Origin of the sequence: Pseudomonas sp. BF-B-15 (genome assembly GCF_019946675.1) — a bacterium.
In the GTDB taxonomy this organism is placed as follows: Bacteria; Pseudomonadota; Gammaproteobacteria; order Pseudomonadales; family Pseudomonadaceae; genus Aquipseudomonas; species Aquipseudomonas migulae.
Map to the genome: position 1 here is coordinate 19331 of NZ_JAGYFZ010000058.1, position 19048 is coordinate 38378.

Below are 19048 nucleotides of genomic sequence, written 5' to 3' on the forward strand. Positions count from 1 at the left end.
ATGCCGATCAAAGCGATTCTCACCGACATCGAAGGCACCACCAGCGCGGTGAGTTTTGTGTTCGAGGTGCTGTTTCCCTACGCCGCCAAACACCTGCCGGACTTCGTGCGCCAGCACGCCGTGCGCGCCGATGTGGCGGAGCAACTGCACGCCGTGCGCCGGGATAGCCATGAGCCGGACGCCAACGTCGAACGTGTCATCGAGATACTCCTCGGCTGGATCGCCGAAGACCGCAAAGCCACGCCGCTCAAGGCGTTGCAAGGCATGGTCTGGGAGCAGGGCTATCAGGCCGGGCAGTTGAAAGGTCACGTGTACCCGGACGCCGTTGAAGCGCTCAAGCGCTGGCATCAGCAAGGTTTCAAACTGTTTGTTTATTCCTCGGGTTCGATTCAGGCGCAAAAACTGATCTTCGGCTGCTCCGAGGCGGGGGATTTGTCGCCGTTGTTCAGCGGCTATTTCGACACCACATCGGGACCCAAGCGTGAAGCGCAGTCGTACCAGCGCATCACCCAGGCCATCGGCCTTGAAGCGGCGCAGATTCTGTTCCTGTCGGACATCGTCGAAGAGCTGGACGCGGCGCGCACGGCGGGTATGGCAACCTGCGGACTGGCACGTGAAGGCGGGGAGTTGGCAGGGCATGTGACCGTGGACAGCTTTGTCCAGATCAACCCTTCCGCGTACTAATTCACGACGCTAACCTGTAGGAGCGAAGCTTGCTCGCGAAGGCGGCGTATCAGGCGATATTAATGTTGACTGATACGCTGCCTTCGCGAGCAAGCTTCGCTCCTACAAGGGCTGGTTTGCAGCGTTGAAACGGTTTATGCCGAGTGATACGTCGGCAGCGCAAAGCGCTGTTGGCTTTGCAGCATGGAGATCTGCGGCAATTCGCTGGCCTGTTCGGCCAGGTCACGGCGGATCGCACTGATCACCCACGACAGCTGATCACCGGCATGCAACTGCTGGTAGGAAACCGAGCGCTTGAAGACTCTGCCTTCACTGCTGCGCAAGGTCAGCAGAATGCCACCGTCGGGACGTGGCTGGGTGGTGACTTCGAAGTTGGAGAACAGGGACGAAAATTTTTCCTGGATCAGGTTCATGTCTATCAGCTCCGTAAGCGCTTGAATGGCAAGCATGCAGAGGTAGTTGCAGTGATTGTGCCAGCACCTGATTTTTTAAAAATCGTTATAAATCAATAAGTTAATTTCAAGCCAATTTTTTGCTTTCGTGCAATCTGCATGAATGGCCATCGTGCATCCTGCATTTTGCGGGGTCGATGTCGGTTCGATGGAACCATTCACATCCTCCGGGTTCGCGTTTTTCGCGGATACAAAACATTTCAAAAACCGCGTGTACAGCTCAAGAACCGTTGACGTATTTTCGGGCTCAATCACCGTCGCCCGACAATAAAAAGATCGAACGGGAGCACCCATGAGCCGCACGACGAACGACACGATTACCTGGGGCATGATGCTCCGCAAGCTGCCGTCCATTGCCAAAGCCATCCCCCGGGTGGTGAAAGGCATGAAGGCCGCCAACGTCAAGGACCCGACCCAACCGTGTGGCCTGGGCTGGAGCTTCGAACAAGCGACATTGCGCAATCCCGCCGGCCCGGCCTTGCTGCAGGGCGCGGTGGTGCTCACGTACTCGCAAGTCAATCAATGGGCCAATCGCATCGCCCATCACCTGATTGCTCAAGGCATCGGCAAGGGCGACGTGGTCGCGGTGTTCATCGAAAACCGTCCGGAACTGTTGGTGAACATATTGGCGGTGGCCAAGGTCGGGGCGATCAGTGCCTTGCTCAACACGTCTCAAACCCGCGATACCCTGGCCCACAGCCTGAACCTGGTGGCGCCGGCAGCGATCATTGTCGGTGAGGAGCTGGTACCGGCGTTTGCGGCAGTGCGCGAACGGGTCTCGATCGACGCGGCGCGCACCTGGTTCGTCGCCGACCAGGACACCTATCGCCAACCGGGCGTTGCCCCCGACGGTTTCATCAACCTGATGACCGCGATTGCCGACAGCCCCTGCGACAACCCCGTCAGCAGCCAGCAGGTTTTTTTCGACGACCCGTGTTTCTACATCTACACCTCGGGCACCACCGGGCTGCCCAAGGCCGGGGTGTTCAAACATGGGCGCTGGATGCGCAGCTCGGCCAGTTTCGGCTTGATCGCACTGGACATGCGCCCCGAGGACATCGTCTATTGCACCTTGCCGCTGTATCACGCCACCGGACTGTGCGTGTGCTGGGGCTCGGCCATCAGCGGCGCCTCGGGGTTTGCCATCCGTCGCAAGTTCAGCGCCAGCCAGTTCTGGAGCGACGTGCGCAATTACCGCGCGACCACCCTCGGTTACGTCGGCGAATTGTGCCGCTACCTCGTGGATCAACCGCCCAGCGCCGAGGATAACAAGCACGGCGTGACGAAAATGATCGGCAACGGCCTGCGCCCCGGCGCATGGCACGAATTCAAGACGCGCTTTGGCGTGAACCACATCTGCGAGTTGTACGCGGCCAGCGACGGCAATATCGGTTTCACCAACATCCTCAACTTCGACAACACCGTCGGGTTTTCCCTGATGTCCTGGGAGCTTGCGGCCTACGACCATGACAGCGGGGCGCCGACGCGTGACGCCAACGGCTTCATGCGCAAGGTGGCCAAGGGTGAGCAGGGGTTGTTGCTGGCGAAGATTGACGACAAGGCGCCGCTGGATGGCTACACCGATCCGCAGAAGACTGAAAAAGTCGTGCTGCACGACGTGTTCGAGAAGGGTGACCGTTACTTCAACACCGGTGACCTGCTGCGCAACATCGGTTTTGGTCACGCGCAGTTCGTCGACCGCCTGGGGGACACTTATCGCTGGAAGGGTGAAAACGTCTCGACCACCGAGGTCGAAAACATCCTGCTGCAACACCCGAACATTTCCGAAGCCGTGGCTTATGGCGTGGAGGTCCGCAACACCAACGGGCGCGCCGGGATGGCGGCGATCACGCCCGCCGAGTCCCTGGCGACCCTGGATTTCAGCGAGCTGCTGGCCTTCGCCCGTGAGCAAATGCCAGCGTATGCGGTGCCGCTGTTCCTGCGGGTGAAAGTGAAGATGGAGACCACCGGCACCTTCAAATACCAGAAGACCCGGCTCAAGGACGAAGCCTTCGACCCTGGAAAAACCGGCGACGACCCGATCTATGCCTGGCTGCCGGGGACCGACACTTACGTGCAGGTCGACGAACAATTGCTGGCGGATATTCACGGCGGCAAGTACCGCTATTGATTGTGGCTATGGCGTGCCTTGAGAAAAAACAAGTGACAGTGTCGGGGGCGCTCGGGAAACTGTCGGCTTTGCGAATAACTGTAAGTGGAGTTTCCAATGTCCGATCAAAGCCGCCAGATGACCCCCGAAGAAGCCGCCGAATTTGCCGAACAGGTTTTCAACAAGGCGCGCGAGGGCGATGCGGCGATGATGGCTGCGCTGCTGACCAAAGGCCTGCCGCCGAACCTGCGCAACCACAAGGGTGACACGTTGCTGATGCTGGCCGCTTACCACGGCCATGTGGACACGGTGAAAGTGCTGCTTGAGCACAAGGCTGATCCGGAAATCCGCAACGACAATGGCCAGAGCCCGATTGCTGGCGCGGCGTTCAAAGGGGACCTGGCGGTGGTCAAGGCGTTGGTCGAGGGCGGTGCGCTGGTGGAAGGTGCATCGTTTGACGGTCGCACGGCGTTGATGATGGCGGCGATGTTCAATCGCGTGGAAATCGTTGATTACCTGATCAGCAAAGGGGCGGATCCGAAGGCCAAGGATGCCAATGGGGTTTCGGCGTTGGATGCTGCGAAAACGCTGGGTGCGGTGGATACCGTTGCGCAATTGGAGAAACTGCTGGGCTGATTGAGCATCTGGCCCCGGAACCCCTGTAGGAGCCGGCTTGCTGGCGATGGCGGCCTGATAGTCGATCATTTTTTTTGTCGGAGTACATATCCATTTCTGCGGTAGCGGCGGCTATTGGTTCCGCTCTTACAGCGGGTCACTTGGAAAAGCGCCAAGTAACCAAGCGCTTTTGCCCCTTTCGTTCGGTGCCTCGCCTAGGCTCGGCATGCCCTCGCTCCGGTCCTGCTCCGTGGGCCCGCCGCGATCGGCCATCCTTGGCCGTGCGCGGCTAACCCGGCATCCATGCCGGGTTGCCCACTGCGCAGAACCTCCACTCGGCCTCTCGAGGGGGCGACTACCGCCACGGCCGCCGAGGCGGCCTGAAAGCCGACCTGGCTCTTCAGTTGTACGCGTTGTCCTTCTTTGATGCGTTCACTCATTCCCGACATGTACACCGCTCCCCTGTAGGAGCCGGCTTGCTGGCGATGGCGTCCGTCCAGTCAATAAATGCGTCGACTGATCCACCGCCATCGCCGGCAAGCCGGCTCCTACAGTTGATCGTGTACATTCCGAACACATATGCATTTCCCCGTAGGAGCCAGCTTGCTGGCGATGGCGTCCGTCCAGCCAATACATACGTCGACTGACCCACCGCCATCGCCGGCAAGCCGGCTCCTACAGTTGATCGTGTACATTCCGAACACATATGCATTTCCCCGTAGGAGCCAGCTTGCTGGCGATGGCGTCCGTCCAGTCGAAAAGGAGGGTGACTGACCCACCGCCATCGCCGGCAAGCCGGCTCCTACAGTTGATCGTATTTATCCAAATGCATATGCATTTCCCTTGTAGGAGCCAGCTTGCTGGCGATGGACGTCAACGATAACGCGGGCTGGCTGAATGAACGCGTTGTCCGGTCGTTTTTCGCGGGCAAGCCTCGCTCCTACAGGGAATCGCGTTTGCTTTTGATTTCCACCACTCATCAGGCCGAGCGTTAGCTCGCCTTCAGCTTTTGATCTAAGCGCCCCCTCGAGAGGCCGAGTGGAGGTTCTGCGCAGTGGGCAACCCGGCATGGATGCCGGGTTAGCCGCCCCCGGCCATGGATGGCCGATGGCGGCGGGCCCACGGAGCAGGACCGGAGCGAGGGTATGCCGAGCCTAGGCGAGGCACCGAACGAAAGGGGCAAGAGCGCTTGGTTACTTGGCGCTTCTCCAAGTGACTCGCCGTAAGGGCGAAACCAATAGAAGCCGTTACCGCAGCAACGGATATACACACAAAACCCAATCAATACACCCAAACCTCAACCCGCCGATTCTTGATCCGCCCCTCATCCGCACTATTGGCCGCCACCGGCATCTCGGCGCCAAAACCGCGAATCTCGCGAAACACCACGCCGCTTTTCACCAACTCCCGCCGCACCGCCATGGCCCGCAATTTCGACAGCAGGTCAGCCCGCGCCGGATCGCTCTTGGCATCGCCAAACCCCACCAACGTCACCTGCCGGTTGGTTTTCTGGTTCTGCTGAAGGTAATCAAGCACCCGCGTCAGGTCCTGTCGGGCCTTGTTGTCCAGCGTTGCGCTGCCTTCCTCGAAACGGAAATTCACGGTCAAGCGCTGGGCGTGGCGGCTGAGCGCCTGATAACCCTCGGGCATCAATGCATTGGGCGTAACGGCCATCGCCTGGACGGTCTGGGCAATAAACCCGTTGGCCGCGACGATGGCCTGGCCGTTGCTGCTTTGCGCAAACGCCACCAACGCTTCGGCCCAGGGGTTTTTAGCGTTGGGCGGCAGGTAAAAGAACAACCGCCGCGACAACGGATAGTCTTCCGTGGCGATCAGGCTGTTGAGCGGCGGCATGGCCTGGGATTGGCCATCGACGATCGCTACGGCTTTAGCCTGACGCACGTAGGGCAGGCCGATAAAACCGATGCCCTGCGGATCGAGGCTGACCGCGTCGGACAATTGCTCGCTGGATTCGAAACGTTTCGCTGCGCTGTTCAGCGTTTTCCCACGACGACTGAGCACCACTTCCTTAAACGTGTCGTACGTGCCCGATTGGTCATCCCGCGCATACAGGTGAATGGCTCCGCCGCTGCCGCCGAGTTCTTCCCAGGTTTTCACTTCGCCGCTGAAGATTTGTGCCAGTTGTTCGGTGTTGAGTTGATTCAGCGGGTTTTGCGGATGAAGGATGATTGCCAGGCCGTCGATGGCGATCACCTGCTCGGCGCCGGGGCTCTTCAGATCGCCGAGGGATTGCAGGGCCAGCAGTTCGCTGTCCTTGATCGGGCGCGAAGAGGCGGCGAGGTCCGCCGTGGCGTTTTTCAGGGCGGTGAAACCGGTGCTGGAACCGTGGGCCGCGATGTCCACCATAACCCGGCGGCCCTGGGCGGTTTCGCCGACCACGCGCAATTCGTTGGCTTTGTCCGGGGTTTCGCTGTGGACCTTGAGCAGGCCTTGCTCGCGCATCAAGCCCTCGACCAGCGCCGGGCCCAATGCCGCGCCAATGGTGTTGGAACCCTGGATGCGCAGCGCCGGTCCCTGTTTGGGCGTCGGCAAGTCAGCGGCCGACGCGGTGATGGGCAACCCGGCGCACAGCATTAACAGGAAGAAAACGCGCAGCGTCATGCCGGCACCTTTAAAGAACAAAGAAAGTGCCGGGAGATTAAGTCAGTAAGGTTTCTGAAAGATGACAGTTAACCTTGTAGGAGCGGCCGGTCGACGCTCGATTGCCAGCGATGTGGGTTTGACATTCAACATTTAAGTTGGCTGACAAACCGCTATCGCGAGCAAGCTTGCTCCTACAGTTGAGCTGCGTTGAGCCGGGGGATCAGCTCAACTCAAGCCAGATCGGCGCGTGGTCCGACGGTTTTTCCATCCCGCGCAACTCGTAATCCACGCCGGCATCCTTCACTCGCGGCAACAAGCCGTGGGACGCCATGATCACGTCAATCCGCAGCCCGCGCTTCGGTTCATCCTCAAAGCCACGGCTGCGGTAGTCAAACCAGCTGAATCGGTCGGCCACGTCCGGGTTCAGGTGGCGGAAGCTGTCCACCAGGCCCCAGTTCTTCAGGCGGGCCATCCACTCGCGTTCTTCCGGCAGGAAGCTGCATTTGCCGGTTTTCAGCCAGCGCTTCATGTTGTCCGGGCCGATGCCGATGTCGCAGTCTTCCGGGGAAATGTTCACATCGCCCATCACCACCAGCGGCTGTTCGTTGTTGAACTGGCTTTCCAGCAGGTGCTGCAGATCGTTGTAGAAACGTTCCTTGGCCGGGAATTTGGTCGGATGGTCGCGGCTTTCACCCTGTGGGAAATAGCCGTTCATGATCGTCACCGGCACGCCATTGGCATCAGCGAAGGTGCCCCAGATGAAGCGGCGCTGGGCGTCTTCTTCATCGGTGACGAAACCTTTGTGCAGTTCCAGCGGTTCCTTGCGCGAGAGCAGGGCGACGCCGTAGTGACCTTTTTGCCCGTGGAAATACACGTGATAGCCCAGCGCCTGGATCTCGGCCAGCGGGAATTGATCGTCGTGGACCTTGGTTTCCTGCAGGCCGATCACGTCCGGCTGATGCTTTTCGATCAGCGCCGCCAGCTGATGAGGACGAGCACGCAGCCCGTTGATGTTGAAGGAGACGATCTTCATGGTCGGCAGTCCTGGCAAAAGGGCGATGCTAGCTGACCTGTGGGATTGGGGCCAGTGTGGGGTGAGGGGATTCGCTGTGTTCTGTCAGATCTTTGTTGGCTGCTCGGGCCTCTTCGCGGGCAAGCCTCGCTCCTACAGGTTTTGAGTTGCACCCAATTGATTCACCTGTAGGAGCGAGGCTTGCCCGCGAAGAGGCCAGTTCAGTCGATGAAGATCCTGACTTTGGTCTATACCTGTCTGGGGAACTGTAAAGCCACCCAAACGCTCGTACCAATAAGAGCGCAGCCACCCGAGCCGCGCCGGGGAGAATGACCGTTATGCCCGAAACCTCGACCGTCATCGCCGATATCCACATGCTCGACAGCGGCTATTCCCGCGAAGCCCGCTCCCTGTTGTACCAGGCCTACCGCCATGAACCGACCTTCGGTTACCTCTTCGAAGCCGAACGTCCCGGTTATGAACAGCGTGTACGCGCCACCGTGCGGGAACTGGTCAAGCAACACTTTCTTCAGGATTTGCCGGCCATCGGCCTGCTGGTCAACGACCGCTTGATCGGTATCGCGCTGATCGCGCCGCCGCAACGACGCCTGGGCATCACTGAAAGCTGGGCGTGGCGCCTGCGGATGGTGCTCAGCACCGGGTTTCGCTGCACCCGCCGCTACCTCGAATACCACGACGCGGTGATGGCCTGCGTGCCGTCCGATTCGGTGCACCTGCTGCCCTTGCTGGGGGTTCACCCGCAATTTCAGGGCAAGCACTTCGGCGAACAACTGCTGCAGGCGGTCCATAACTGGTGCGCGGTCGATGAGCATTCCCAGGGTGTAGTCCTCGATACCGGGAATCCGCGTTATCTGGAGTTCTATAAACGTCAGGGCTACGAGGAAATCGGTGAAGTGGCGGTAGGACCGATCCGCGAGCACGTGTTTTTCCACGCCAACCCACAGGTGCTGCAAACCGCCACGGCATAAAACGGTAGAACTTTCGCGGGGCGCGAGGCTCTATCACGCTCCCACGCTCGTGATAGCATCCGCGCCTATGAAGTTTCCAGGAAGAATTACCAGCGGCGTGCTGATGCTGATCACCAGCTGCGCGGCGCTGGCGCAAAGTGAATTGGATGTGCGGATCAAACCGTCCAACGATGAACTGAAGGCCAATATAGAGGGCTATATCGGCAGCCTCGGCGATCGTGACGAGGAGGCCTTGTTGCGCTTCAGTCGTGGCGCCGAAGAACAGGCGCGCAAGGCCGCCCAGGCCTTGGGTTATTACCAGCCACAGATCGACACGGACGTGAAGGGCGGCAAGACACCGCGCCTGGTCATGAACATCGATCCCGGCGAGCCTGTGCATTTGCGCAATGTCACTATTCGCATCGACGGCCCTGCGGCCTCCCTCAAAACCTTTCGTGTGCCCAAAAGCAATGCGCTGAAAACCGGCGCGGTGCTCAATCATGGCCGCTACGAAGACGCCAAGCGGCTGATCCAGAACCAGGCCTCGCGTTACGGTTTCTTCAGCGGTTATTTCACCCGGCAGAAACTCGCGGTCGACCCGCGAGCCGGCGTTGCCGACATCGAACTGATCTACGAAAGCGGCCCGCGTTACACCTTGGGTAAAGTCAGTTTCGAAGGCGATACGCCGTTCGACGAAGAGTTGCTGCAACGCATGGTGCCGTTCAAGGCGGGTGAGCCCTATGACTCCGAACTGATCGCCGAACTGAATCAGAATCTGCAGGCAAGCGGGTACTTCGAAGGCGTGCGCGTCGACGCCGCGCCGACGGCGTCCAAGAACGATGTGATCCCGGTGGACGTCAAGCTCGACACCCGCAAGCCGCGAACCATGGGCCTCGGCCTGGGCTATTCCACAGACGTTGGCCCTCGGGTCAAGGCCAACTGGACCCGGCACTGGGTCAACCCTCAAGGCCACAGCTATGGCTGGGAAACCGAAGTTTCGGCGCCACGGCAAAACGTCGGGCTGTTCTACGACATTCCGCTGGACCCGCCGCTGACCGACAAACTGCGTTTCGCCGGTGGTTATCAGAGCGAAGAAATCGCCGACAAGGACAGCCTGAGCAAACTGCTGACCCTCGGCCCCGAATGGCACAGCAAGTTGCCCAGCGGCTGGCAGCGGGTGGTGTCGCTGAAATGGCAGCGCGAAGAATATCGACTCGGCGATGACTCGGGGCTGAGCAATCTGCTGATGCCCGGCGTCAGCTATTCCTACCTGAAAAGCGACAACCGCATCGACCCGCACAACGGCTATCGGCTGCAGTTCGAAAGCAAAGTGGCCAAGGAAGGCTTGGGTTCCGACAACAACCTGCTTTACGGCACCGCGCTGGTCAAAGGCCTGACCACAGTCTTTGATAAACACCGTTTCCTCGGCCGGGTGCAGGTGGGTGGCAGTGCCACCAATGGCTACAAATCGGTGCCGCCGTCGCTGCGCTTCTTCGCTGGTGGCGATCAGAGCGTGCGCGGCTACGACTACCAGAGCCTGTCCCCGGAAAACTCCGACGGCGACCGCATCGGTGGTCGCTACATGATTGCCGGCAGCGTCGAGTATCAATATTCCATCGCCGAAAAATGGCGGGTCGCAACGTTCGTCGACCAGGGCAATTCCTTCAACAAACTCGAATTGCCCGATCTCAAGACCGGCGTCGGTATCGGCGTGCGCTGGGTGTCACCGGTGGGGCCGATTCGCCTCGACCTGGCCCACGCGATGGACGACGACGGCGGCATACGACTGCACTTTTCCATGGGGCCTGAGCTGTGAAGCGTGGTTTGAAAGTAACGCTGCTGACGATTCTGGCGCTGCTGATGCTGGTGCTGCTGGCCGTGACCACGGTGCTGGGCACCGCGACAGGCAGCCGCTGGGCGCTCGGCTTTGTGCCGGGTTTGGTGGTCGAGAATTTCCAGGGCCGTCTGGGCGGCCAGTGGAGCGCCGATCATCTGGTCTGGCAGCAGGACACCAGCCGGGTTGAGCTGAGCAAGGTGATTTTCGCCTGGTCGCCGTTGTGCCTGACGCGCATGGCCCTGTGCATCGAGCAACTGAAAACCGATCAGGTCAGCCTGCAATTTCCACCGGGTCCTGAAGAGCAGAGCAGCGGACCGATCACCTTGCCGGATCTGAAATTGCCACTGGCCATCGAGCTGGGCGACGTGCAGGTCGGCAGCTTGCTGTTCAACGGCAGCGAAGAACTCAAAGGCCTGCAACTGGCGGCGCACTGGACCGAGCAGGGGATGCAGATCGACTCGGTGCAACTGCAACGCGACGACCTAAGCCTGAATCTGTCCGGCCTCCTGCAACCCAACGGCAACTGGCCGCTCAAGGCTGAGGGCAAACTGACCCTGCCGGCGCCCGAGCCCTGGGCGCTGGCGCTGAAAATCAACGGCGACCTGCTGAAAACCCTGAAGCTCACCGCCGACAGCAGCGGTTACCTGAACGGCCAACTGACCGGCGAGTTGCAGCCGCTGGTGGACAACTTGCCGGCCAAGGTGCGGATCGTCGCCGATGGCTTCAAACCCAGTGCGGACCTGCCGGACACTCTGCAACTCAATCAGCTTGAACTGACCGGCGACGGCGACCTGAAAAACGGCTACCAGTTGCGCGGCAACGCCACGCTGCCTGCCGAGCAAGGCCCGGTTGCACTGATGCTGCAAGGCAAAGTCGACGCCAACGGCGCGCAGATCGCCGCGCTGGACCTGACCGCCAACGACAAGCAAAGTCTCAAACTCACGGGTGTTCTGGACTGGAGTAAAGGCCTGAACGCCACGGCGAAAATCGACTGGCTGGATTTTCCCTGGCACCGGCTCTACCCGCTGATCGACGAACCTGAAGTGGCGTTGCGCAGCTTCAACGGCGAAGTCTCCTACACCGACGGCAAATACCTCGGCAACTTCAAGGCTGCACTGGATGGCCCGGCCGGGGCGTTCAGCCTGAGCAGCCCGTTCGCCGGCGACCTGACGAAAATCTACCTGCAACAAATCCAGCTCGAAGCCGGGCAGGGCAAGGCCGAAGGCCACCTGAACCTGCAATTTGCCGATGGCATTGCCTGGGACACCGCGCTGGACCTCTCGGCGATCAACCCGGCGTACTGGGTCGCGGAATTGCCGGGTACCCTGGCCGGTCCGTTGCGCAGCAAAGGCGAGATGAAGAATGAAAAACTCAGCCTGAACGCGGACCTCGATCTGAAGGGCAAACTGCGTGGCCAGCCGGCCATCCTGCAAGCCAAGGCCGATGGCAGCGGCGAGCAATGGAACCTCAGCGCGCTGCAAATTCGCCTCGGTGACAACAGCATCACCGGCAAGGGCAGCCTGCAACAGAAACTCGCCGGCCAGATCGACATCAAGCTGTCGCGCCTGGCGCAGCTGTGGCCGCAACTGCGCGGCCAGCTCAATGGTCGCGTCGATGTCGCCGGCACGCTCAAGGCGCCGCAAGGCAAGCTCGGGCTGCAAGGCACGCAACTGGCGTTCGAAGACAATCGACTGCAAAGCCTGAACCTCGACGCGACCCTCGACAGTGCGCAACGGGCGAAAATCGATTTCAAGGGCAGCGGCATCCAGGCCGGCGACACGTCGCTGGGCACGCTGACGGCCAGCGGTCAGGGCGATATCAAAAACCAGAAACTGACACTCGACCTGCAAGGCCCGCAACTGAAACTGGCCCTGGGCCTCGACGGCAATCTGGACAAAGGCAACTGGCGCGGACGTTTGGCCAGCGGTGACATTCAGGCCGGTGGCCAGGACTGGAAGCTGCAAAACCCGGCGAAACTCGAACGGCTGGCGGACGGCAAAATCAACTTCGGCGCCCATTGCTGGATGTCCGGCCCGGCCAGTTTGTGCGGTGAAGACCAGCGCCTGATGCCGGAACCGAAGTTGCGTTATCACCTCAAGCAATTCCCGATTGAAAGCCTTGCGCAATGGCTGCCAAAGGATTTCGCCTGGAAGGGCCGGCTCAACGCCGACCTGCAACTGGACCTGCCGGCCAGTGGCCCGAACGGCCAGATCAGCCTCGATGCCAGCGGCGGCACCCTGCGCATCAAGGAAAAGGATGAGTGGCTGGACTTCCCCTACCAGGCCCTGAAACTCACCAGCAAACTCACGCCCAAGCGCATCGACACCGACCTCAATTTCGTCGGCGGCAAGCTCGGCGAATTGAGTGTGCAGGCGCAGATCAATCCATTGCCGAAGAACAAACCGCTGACCGGCGCGTTCCGCCTCAATGGCCTCGACCTGTCCGTGGCGCGACCGTTTGTGCCGATGGTCGAGAAGCTCACCGGGCGCCTGAATGGCAGCGGCACGATTTCCGGTGGGCTGCTGGCGCCTTTGGTCAACGGCAACCTGTTGCTCAGCGACGGCGAGATTTCCGGTCCTGAATTGCCGATGGACCTTGAAGCGTTGCAGCTTCAAGCGCTGATCGCCGGTGAAACCGTGCAGTTGAACGGTGGCTGGAAAAGTGGCAAGAGCGGGCAGGGCAGCTTGACCGGCAGCATCGCCTGGGGTCAGGCGCTGGTGGTGGACCTGGCGCTCAAAGGCACGCAATTGCCGGTCACTGTCGAACCGTACGCCAAGCTCGAAGTGGCGCCGGACTTGAAGATTTCGATGAAGGGCGACGAGCTGGCCATCGCTGGCAAAGTGCTGGTGCCGAAAGGCGAAATCACCGTGCGCGAGTTGCCGCCATCGACGGTCAAGGTTTCTGATGACACGGTGATCATTGGCGCGCAGACCGAAGAGGGCAAACCGCCGCTGGCGATGAAAATGGACATCGACGTGGCGGTCGGCGAAGACAAACTCAGCTTCGCCGGGTTTGGCCTGACCGCCAACCTGCAAGGGCACGTGCACATCGGCGACAACATGGACACCCGCGGCGAGCTGTGGCTCAACGACGGGCGTTACCGGGCCTACGGCCAGCGGCTGACGGTGCGCCGGGCGCGCTTGCTGTTTGCCGGCCCGATCGATCAGCCGTACCTGGACATCGAGGCGATTCGCCAGACCGACGACGTCATCGCCGGTATTCGCCTGAGCGGCAGCGCCGAGCAGCCGGCCACGCAGATCTTCTCCGAACCGGCGATGAGCCAGGAACAGGCCTTGTCCTACCTGGTGCTCGGGCGTCCGCTGAGCACCACCGGTGAAGACAACAATATGCTGGCGCAGGCCGCGCTGGGGTTGGGCCTGATGGGCAGTGCCGGGGTGACCGGCAAACTGGCCAGCGATCTGGGGATTCAGGATTTCCAGCTCGATACCGAGGGCAGCGGCAATACGACGAGTGTGGTCGCCAGCGGCAATATCTCCGAGAAGCTCAGCCTGCGTTATGGCGTTGGCGTGTTTGAACCGGCCAACACCATTGCCCTGCGCTACAAGCTGAGCAAAAAGGTGTACCTCGAAGCGGCGGGTGGCGTGGCCAGTTCGCTGGATATCTTTTACAAGCGGGATTTCTAAACCCCGTCCTTTCCGAAACCGAGTTGCTGCCATCGCGAGCAAGCCTCGCTCCTACAGGGATTACACCGAACCCGTAGGAGCGAGGCTTGCCCGCGAAGGCGTCATTGTGCCCGCCACAAAATCCGCACCATTTATCCATCAAATACAAAGCAACCTAACTATTACGTTGACATTGGCTGCCTAGGCAGTAACATCTCGACATACATTCTCTGCCTAGGCAGCTAATTGGTGGTCAGATGAAACATTTCACCCCGGACGAATTCAAGAACTGCCATCTCGGTCTCCTGCTCGGGCGCGCCGCGCTGCTCAAGGACCGGATCATCGACACGCACATGGAGCCCCACGGCATCACCGCCGCGCAGTTCAAAGTGCTGATCATCATCGCCCAATACGGCGTCGATACCCCGGCCGAGCTGTGCCGGCACCTGTCACTCGACAGCGGTTCGATGACCCGCATGCTCGATCGTCTGGAACAGAAAGGTTTCCTCGCCCGCCAACGCTCCGAAGCGGACCGCCGTCAGGTGCAGCTTGTGTTGACTGAGCAAGGCCAGCAGTTGGCTGACCGCTTGCCGGTGATCGGCGCCGACGCCATGAACGAACTGGCCGGTGCGATCACTCCGGATGAGCTGAAAACCCTGGAACAGATCCTGAAGAAAATTTTGGTGGCAGCCGGTGACTCGATCACGCTGCTGCGGGTAGGTGACAAATGAGCAGCAAAACCTTGCGCGCCGGCCTGAGCCTGGTGCTTGCGGCCATGACCCTGGCCGGTTGCGCCAGCTACAGCGGCCTGACCACCGAAGGCAAAAGCCTCGATGCGAAAGACCTCAAGGCCGGGCAATCCCTCAGCGGCGTGACCCTGTCGCCTGCGGCCTGGCCGAAAAGCGACTGGTGGAAAAGCCTCGGCGACCCGCAGCTCGACGGTCTGATTCGCGAAGCCCTGCACGACAGCCCCGACATGCAGATCGCCGACGCCCGCGCCCATCAGGCCAGCGCCGCCGCGTATGCCGCCGACGCTGCGCGGATGCCGACCCTCGATGCCAGCGCCGGCGTCAGCCGTTCGCGTCTGGCCCGGGATCAAGACCCGAGGGGCGAGGGCGATGCCTACTCCACCGTGCGTAACATCGGTGCCAGCTTCAACTACAACTTCGACCTCTGGGGCGGTCAGCGTGATGCCTGGGAAGCCGCGTTGGGCCAAGCCCGCGCTGCCGAAGTCGATCAGCAGGCCGCGCAGCTGACGTTGTCTGCCGACGTCGCCCGCGCCTACAGCGATCTGGGGCAGGCGCACATCGTTTATGACCTCGCCAACGAAGACCTCAAGCGCACCCGGCAAATGCTCGACCTGAGCCAGCGTCGCCTGAGCTCCGGGATCGACAGCCAGTACCAGTTCCAGCAAACCGAAAGCCTGGAAGCCACGTCTGAAGCCAGCCTGATCGACGCCGAGAAACGCCTGCAAAGCGCGAAAATCGCCTTGGCGGTCTTGCTTGGCAAAGGCCCGGATCGCGGCAACGAAATCGCCCGGCCGAAGATTCTTCAGGCCAGCGCCGTCGCATTGCCGTCGGTCCTGCCCGCCGAGTTGCTCGGTCGTCGTCCCGACCTGGTGGCCGCGCGCTGGCGGGTCGAGGCGGCCAGCAAGAACATCGACGCCGGCAAGACCCGGTTCTATCCCAACCTGAACCTCAGCGCGGCGGCCGGTGCCGAATCGTTGTTGGGCGACGCGATGTTCGGTTCGGCCAGTCGATTCTTCAACATCGCACCGACCATTTCCCTGCCGATTTTCGACGGCGGCCGCCTGCGCGCCGACCTCGATGCCCGCGACGCCGATTACGACCTCGCCGTTGCGCAGTACAACAAAAGCCTGGTGAAAGCCCTCGGTGATGTCAGCGACACCATCAACCAGTTGCGTGACATCGGCCGGCAGATCGGCGCTCAGCAGCACGCCACCGACATTGCCCAGGATTCTTACAACACCGTGGTCCAGCGGTACGGTTCCGGCATCGGTAACTACCTGGACGTGCTCAGCATCGAGCAGCAATTGCTCCAGGCCCAGCGTCAGCTGGCCAACCTGAATGCCGAGCAGATCGACCTGTCGATCCAACTGATGCAGGCGCTGGGCGGCGGTTTTCAGGGCGAAACCCTGACCGCGGCCAACGCAACCCCAGCCACGCAGCACAACTAATTCAAGGTAATGGTCATGGCCACTGCACAAAACATTCAAGCCGCTGACAACAGTCCAGACACCAGCAACCCGCGCAAACGCAAAGTCATGCTGGTGGTCCTGGCCATCGTGGTGGTCCTCGCCGGTGTCGGCGTCTGGGGTTATCACGAATTCTACGGGCGCTGGAACGAAAGCACCGACGACGCCTATGTGAACGGCAACGTGGTGGAAATCACGCCGCTGGTCACCGGCACCGTCGTGAGCATCGGCGCTGATGACGGCGACCTGGTCCATGAAGGCCAGGTGCTGGTGAATTTCGACCCGAACGACGCCGAAGTCGGTCTGCAAAGTGCCCAGGCCAACCTCGCTCGCACCGTGCGTCAGGTACGCGGCTTGTACAGCAACGTCGACGGCATGAAAGCCCAGGTCAACGCCCAGCAGGCGGAAGTGCAGAAGGCTCAGGACAACTTCAACCGCCGGAAAAATCTCGCGGCGGGCGGGGCTATTTCCCAGGAAGAACTGTCCCACGCTCGCGATGACCTGACCTCGGCGCAAAACGCCCTGGCCAACGCCAAACAGCAACTGAAAACCACCAGCGCCCTGGTGGATGACACCGTGGTGTCGTCGCACCCGGACGTGATGTCGGCCGCCGCGCAACTTCGCCAGGCGTACCTGAACCATTCCCGCAGCACTCTGATTGCACCGGTGACCGGTTACGTCGCCAAGCGCTCGGTACAACTCGGTCAACGGGTCCAGCCGGGCACCGCGCTGATGGCCGTCATTCCACTGGATCAGTTGTGGATCGACGCCAACTTCAAGGAAACCCAACTGCGCGACATGCGCATTGGCCAACCGGTGGATATCCAGGCTGACCTGTACGGCAGCGACGTGAAATTCAGCGGCACCATAGACAGCCTCGGCGCGGGCACCGGCAGTGCGTTTGCCTTGCTGCCGGCGCAGAACGCCACCGGGAACTGGATCAAGATCGTGCAGCGTGTGCCGGTGCGGATTCACATCAACGCCGAAGAACTGGCCAAGCACCCGTTGCGCGTGGGCCTGTCGACTCAGGTCGATGTGAACCTGCGCGACCAGAGCGGCCCGGTGCTGGCGCAACAGCCGCCGCAAAAGGCGTCGTTCAGCACCAGCGTCTACGACCGTCAGTTGGCCGAGGCCGACGCGATGATCACGCAGTTGATCCACGACAACAGCGCAGCGGTCAGCAAAACCGCGCAACGCTGATTCGCCATGACACCGACCCTGTGGGAGCGAGCCTGCTCGCGATGGATGTCAACGATAACGCGCGGCTGTCTGGATACCCGCGTTGTCTGGACCACCATCGCGAGCAAGCTCGCTCCTACACGGTCAGCTGCGTCTGTAAGGGGCGCAGCGCCCATCAGGTTTCAAAGGATTCGCGATGAGCAATAACGCGTCTTTCACCCCGCCCAGCCTGCTGCTCAGCACCATCGGCCTGTCGCTGGCGACTTTCATGCAAGTGCTCGACACCACCATCGCCAACGTGGCGTTGCCGACGATTTCCGGCAACCTGGGCGTGAGTTCGGAGCAGGGCACCTGGGTGATCACCTCGTTTGCGGTGAGCAATGCGATTGCGCTGCCGCTGACTGGCTGGCTCAGTCGGCGCTTTGGCGAAGTGAAACTGTTTCTGTGGGCGACGATCCTGTTTGTGCTGGCTTCGTTTCTCTGCGGTATCTCCACCTCGATGCCGGAGCTGATTGGCTTTCGGGTGTTGCAAGGTCTGGTGGCCGGGCCGTTGTACCCGATGACCCAGACGCTGCTGATCGCGGTTTATCCGCCGGCCAGGCGCGGCATGGCCCTGGCGTTGCTGGCGATGGTCACGGTGGTGGCGCCGATTGCCGGGCCGATTCTGGGCGGCTGGATTACCGACAGTTATAGCTGGCCGTGGATCTTCTTCATCAACGTGCCAATCGGGGTTTTCGCGGTGATGGTGGTGCGTTCGCAGCTCAAGGCGCGGCCGGTGGTGACCAGTTATCAGCCAATGGATTACGTCGGTCTGATCACGTTGATCATCGGTGTCGGCGCGTTGCAGGTGATCCTCGACAAGGGCAACGACCTCGACTGGTTCGAATCGAATTTCATCCTCATCGGCGCGGCCATTTCCGCGATTGCGCTGGCGGTGTTCGTGATCTGGGAAATGACCGACAAACACCCGGTGGTCAACCTGCGCTTGTTCGCGTATCGCAACTTCCGCATCGGCACGATTGTGCTGGTGCTGGGTTACGCCGGGTTCTTCGGCATCAACCTGATTCTGCCGCAATGGCTGCAAACGCAGATGGGCTACACGGCAACGTGGGCCGGGCTGGCGGTGGCGCCGATCGGGATTCTGCCGGTGATCCTCTCGCCGTTTGTCGGCAAGTACGCGCACAAGTTCGACCTGCGGTTATTGGCGGGTCTGGCGTTCCTGGCGATTGGCTTGAGCTGCTTCATGCGCGCCGGGTTCACCAACGAGGTGGACTTCCAGCACATCGCCCTGGTGCAACTGTTCATGGGTATTGGCGTGGCGCTGTTCTTCATGCCGACCTTGAGCATTTTGATGTCGGACCTGCCACCGAGCCAGATTGCCGATGGCGCGGGCCTCGCGACGTTCCTGCGGACACTGGGCGGCAGTTTTGCAGCGTCGTTGACCACGTGGATCTGGATTCGCCGGGCGGATCAGCATCACGCGTACATGAGCGAAAGCATCAGCACCTACGAACCGGCGACCCGCGAGGCCCTGAATGCGCTGGGCGGCGCGAACAACCCGGCGTATGCGCAGCTCGATCATGTGCTGACCAGTCAGGCGTACATGCTCTCCACCGTGGATTACTTCACGTTGCTGGGGTGGGCGTTCATGGGGTTGATCGTGCTGGTGTGGCTGGCGAAACCACCGTTCGCGGCAAAGGCCGGGCCCGCGGCCTCCGGCCATTGAGCGAATCCCTGTAGGAGCGAGGC

General features: G+C 61.0%; 13 protein-coding genes. 10 read left to right on the plus strand and 3 right to left on the minus strand.

From position 1 onward, the window contains the following. Positions 1–684 (plus strand): acireductone synthase, encoded by a 684-nt coding sequence (gene mtnC / locus KGA97_RS18720; RefSeq protein ID WP_223481263.1) that lies wholly within the window; start codon positions 1–3, stop codon positions 682–684. A 134-nt stretch (positions 685–818) separates the two neighbouring features. On the opposite strand, the gene KGA97_RS18725 is transcribed toward mtnC, so the two are convergent. Further along, entirely contained in the window at positions 819–1097 is a 279-nt protein-coding gene (locus KGA97_RS18725) for a DUF3509 domain-containing protein (protein ID WP_008031503.1), read from the minus strand. 331 nt (positions 1098–1428) lie between these two features. Between KGA97_RS18725 and KGA97_RS18730 the strand changes: the two genes are divergently transcribed. Continuing rightward, positions 1429–3267: a long-chain-acyl-CoA synthetase gene (locus KGA97_RS18730; protein WP_223481264.1), complete on the plus strand. Its 1839-nt coding sequence runs from the start codon at positions 1429–1431 to the stop codon at positions 3265–3267. A gap of 96 nt (positions 3268–3363) precedes the next feature. Beyond that, positions 3364–3882: an ankyrin repeat domain-containing protein gene (locus KGA97_RS18735; RefSeq protein ID WP_008031507.1), complete on the plus strand. Its 519-nt coding sequence runs from the start codon at positions 3364–3366 to the stop codon at positions 3880–3882. Between the two features lie 1260 nt (positions 3883–5142). Here KGA97_RS18735 and KGA97_RS18740 read toward each other — a convergent pair. Together KGA97_RS18740 and xthA are read right to left on the minus strand one after the other, a co-directional pair. After that, positions 5143–6483 (minus strand): substrate-binding domain-containing protein, encoded by a 1341-nt coding sequence (locus tag KGA97_RS18740; protein ID WP_223481265.1) that lies wholly within the window; start codon positions 6481–6483, stop codon positions 5143–5145. A gap of 202 nt (positions 6484–6685) precedes the next feature. After that, positions 6686–7498: an exodeoxyribonuclease III gene (gene xthA / locus KGA97_RS18745; protein WP_008032791.1), complete on the minus strand. Its 813-nt coding sequence runs from the start codon at positions 7496–7498 to the stop codon at positions 6686–6688. Between the two features lie 317 nt (positions 7499–7815). Here xthA and KGA97_RS18750 point away from each other — a divergent pair, with 317 nt between their 5' ends. The 7 genes from KGA97_RS18750 to KGA97_RS18780 all read left to right on the plus strand — a co-directional run bounded on the left by KGA97_RS18750 (position 7816) and on the right by KGA97_RS18780 (position 19025). After that, on the plus strand, positions 7816–8466 hold the full coding sequence (locus KGA97_RS18750) for a GNAT family N-acetyltransferase (protein ID WP_008032790.1): 651 nt from the start codon (positions 7816–7818) through the stop codon (positions 8464–8466). 67 nt (positions 8467–8533) lie between these two features. Continuing rightward, entirely contained in the window at positions 8534–10261 is a 1728-nt protein-coding gene (locus KGA97_RS18755; protein WP_008032789.1) for an autotransporter assembly complex protein TamA, read from the plus strand. Then, a complete protein-coding gene (locus KGA97_RS18760) occupies positions 10258–13926 on the plus strand; it encodes a translocation/assembly module TamB domain-containing protein (RefSeq protein ID WP_223481266.1) in 3669 nt (1222 codons plus the stop codon). The genes KGA97_RS18755 and KGA97_RS18760 overlap by 4 nt, the downstream gene beginning before the upstream one ends. Before the next feature lie 236 nt (positions 13927–14162). Continuing rightward, positions 14163–14636 (plus strand): MarR family winged helix-turn-helix transcriptional regulator, encoded by a 474-nt coding sequence (locus KGA97_RS18765; protein WP_008032787.1) that lies wholly within the window; start codon positions 14163–14165, stop codon positions 14634–14636. Next, complete coding sequence (locus KGA97_RS18770) at positions 14633–16102, plus strand: efflux transporter outer membrane subunit (RefSeq protein WP_008045129.1); 1470 nt, start codon at positions 14633–14635, stop codon at positions 16100–16102. The genes KGA97_RS18765 and KGA97_RS18770 overlap by 4 nt, the downstream gene beginning before the upstream one ends. A 15-nt stretch (positions 16103–16117) precedes the next feature. Beyond that, positions 16118–17320 (plus strand): efflux RND transporter periplasmic adaptor subunit, encoded by a 1203-nt coding sequence (locus tag KGA97_RS18775; protein WP_223481267.1) that lies wholly within the window; start codon positions 16118–16120, stop codon positions 17318–17320. 175 nt (positions 17321–17495) lie between these two features. Next, complete coding sequence (locus KGA97_RS18780) at positions 17496–19025, plus strand: DHA2 family efflux MFS transporter permease subunit (protein WP_008032779.1); 1530 nt, start codon at positions 17496–17498, stop codon at positions 19023–19025. Positions 19026–19048: the final 23 nt, after the last annotated feature.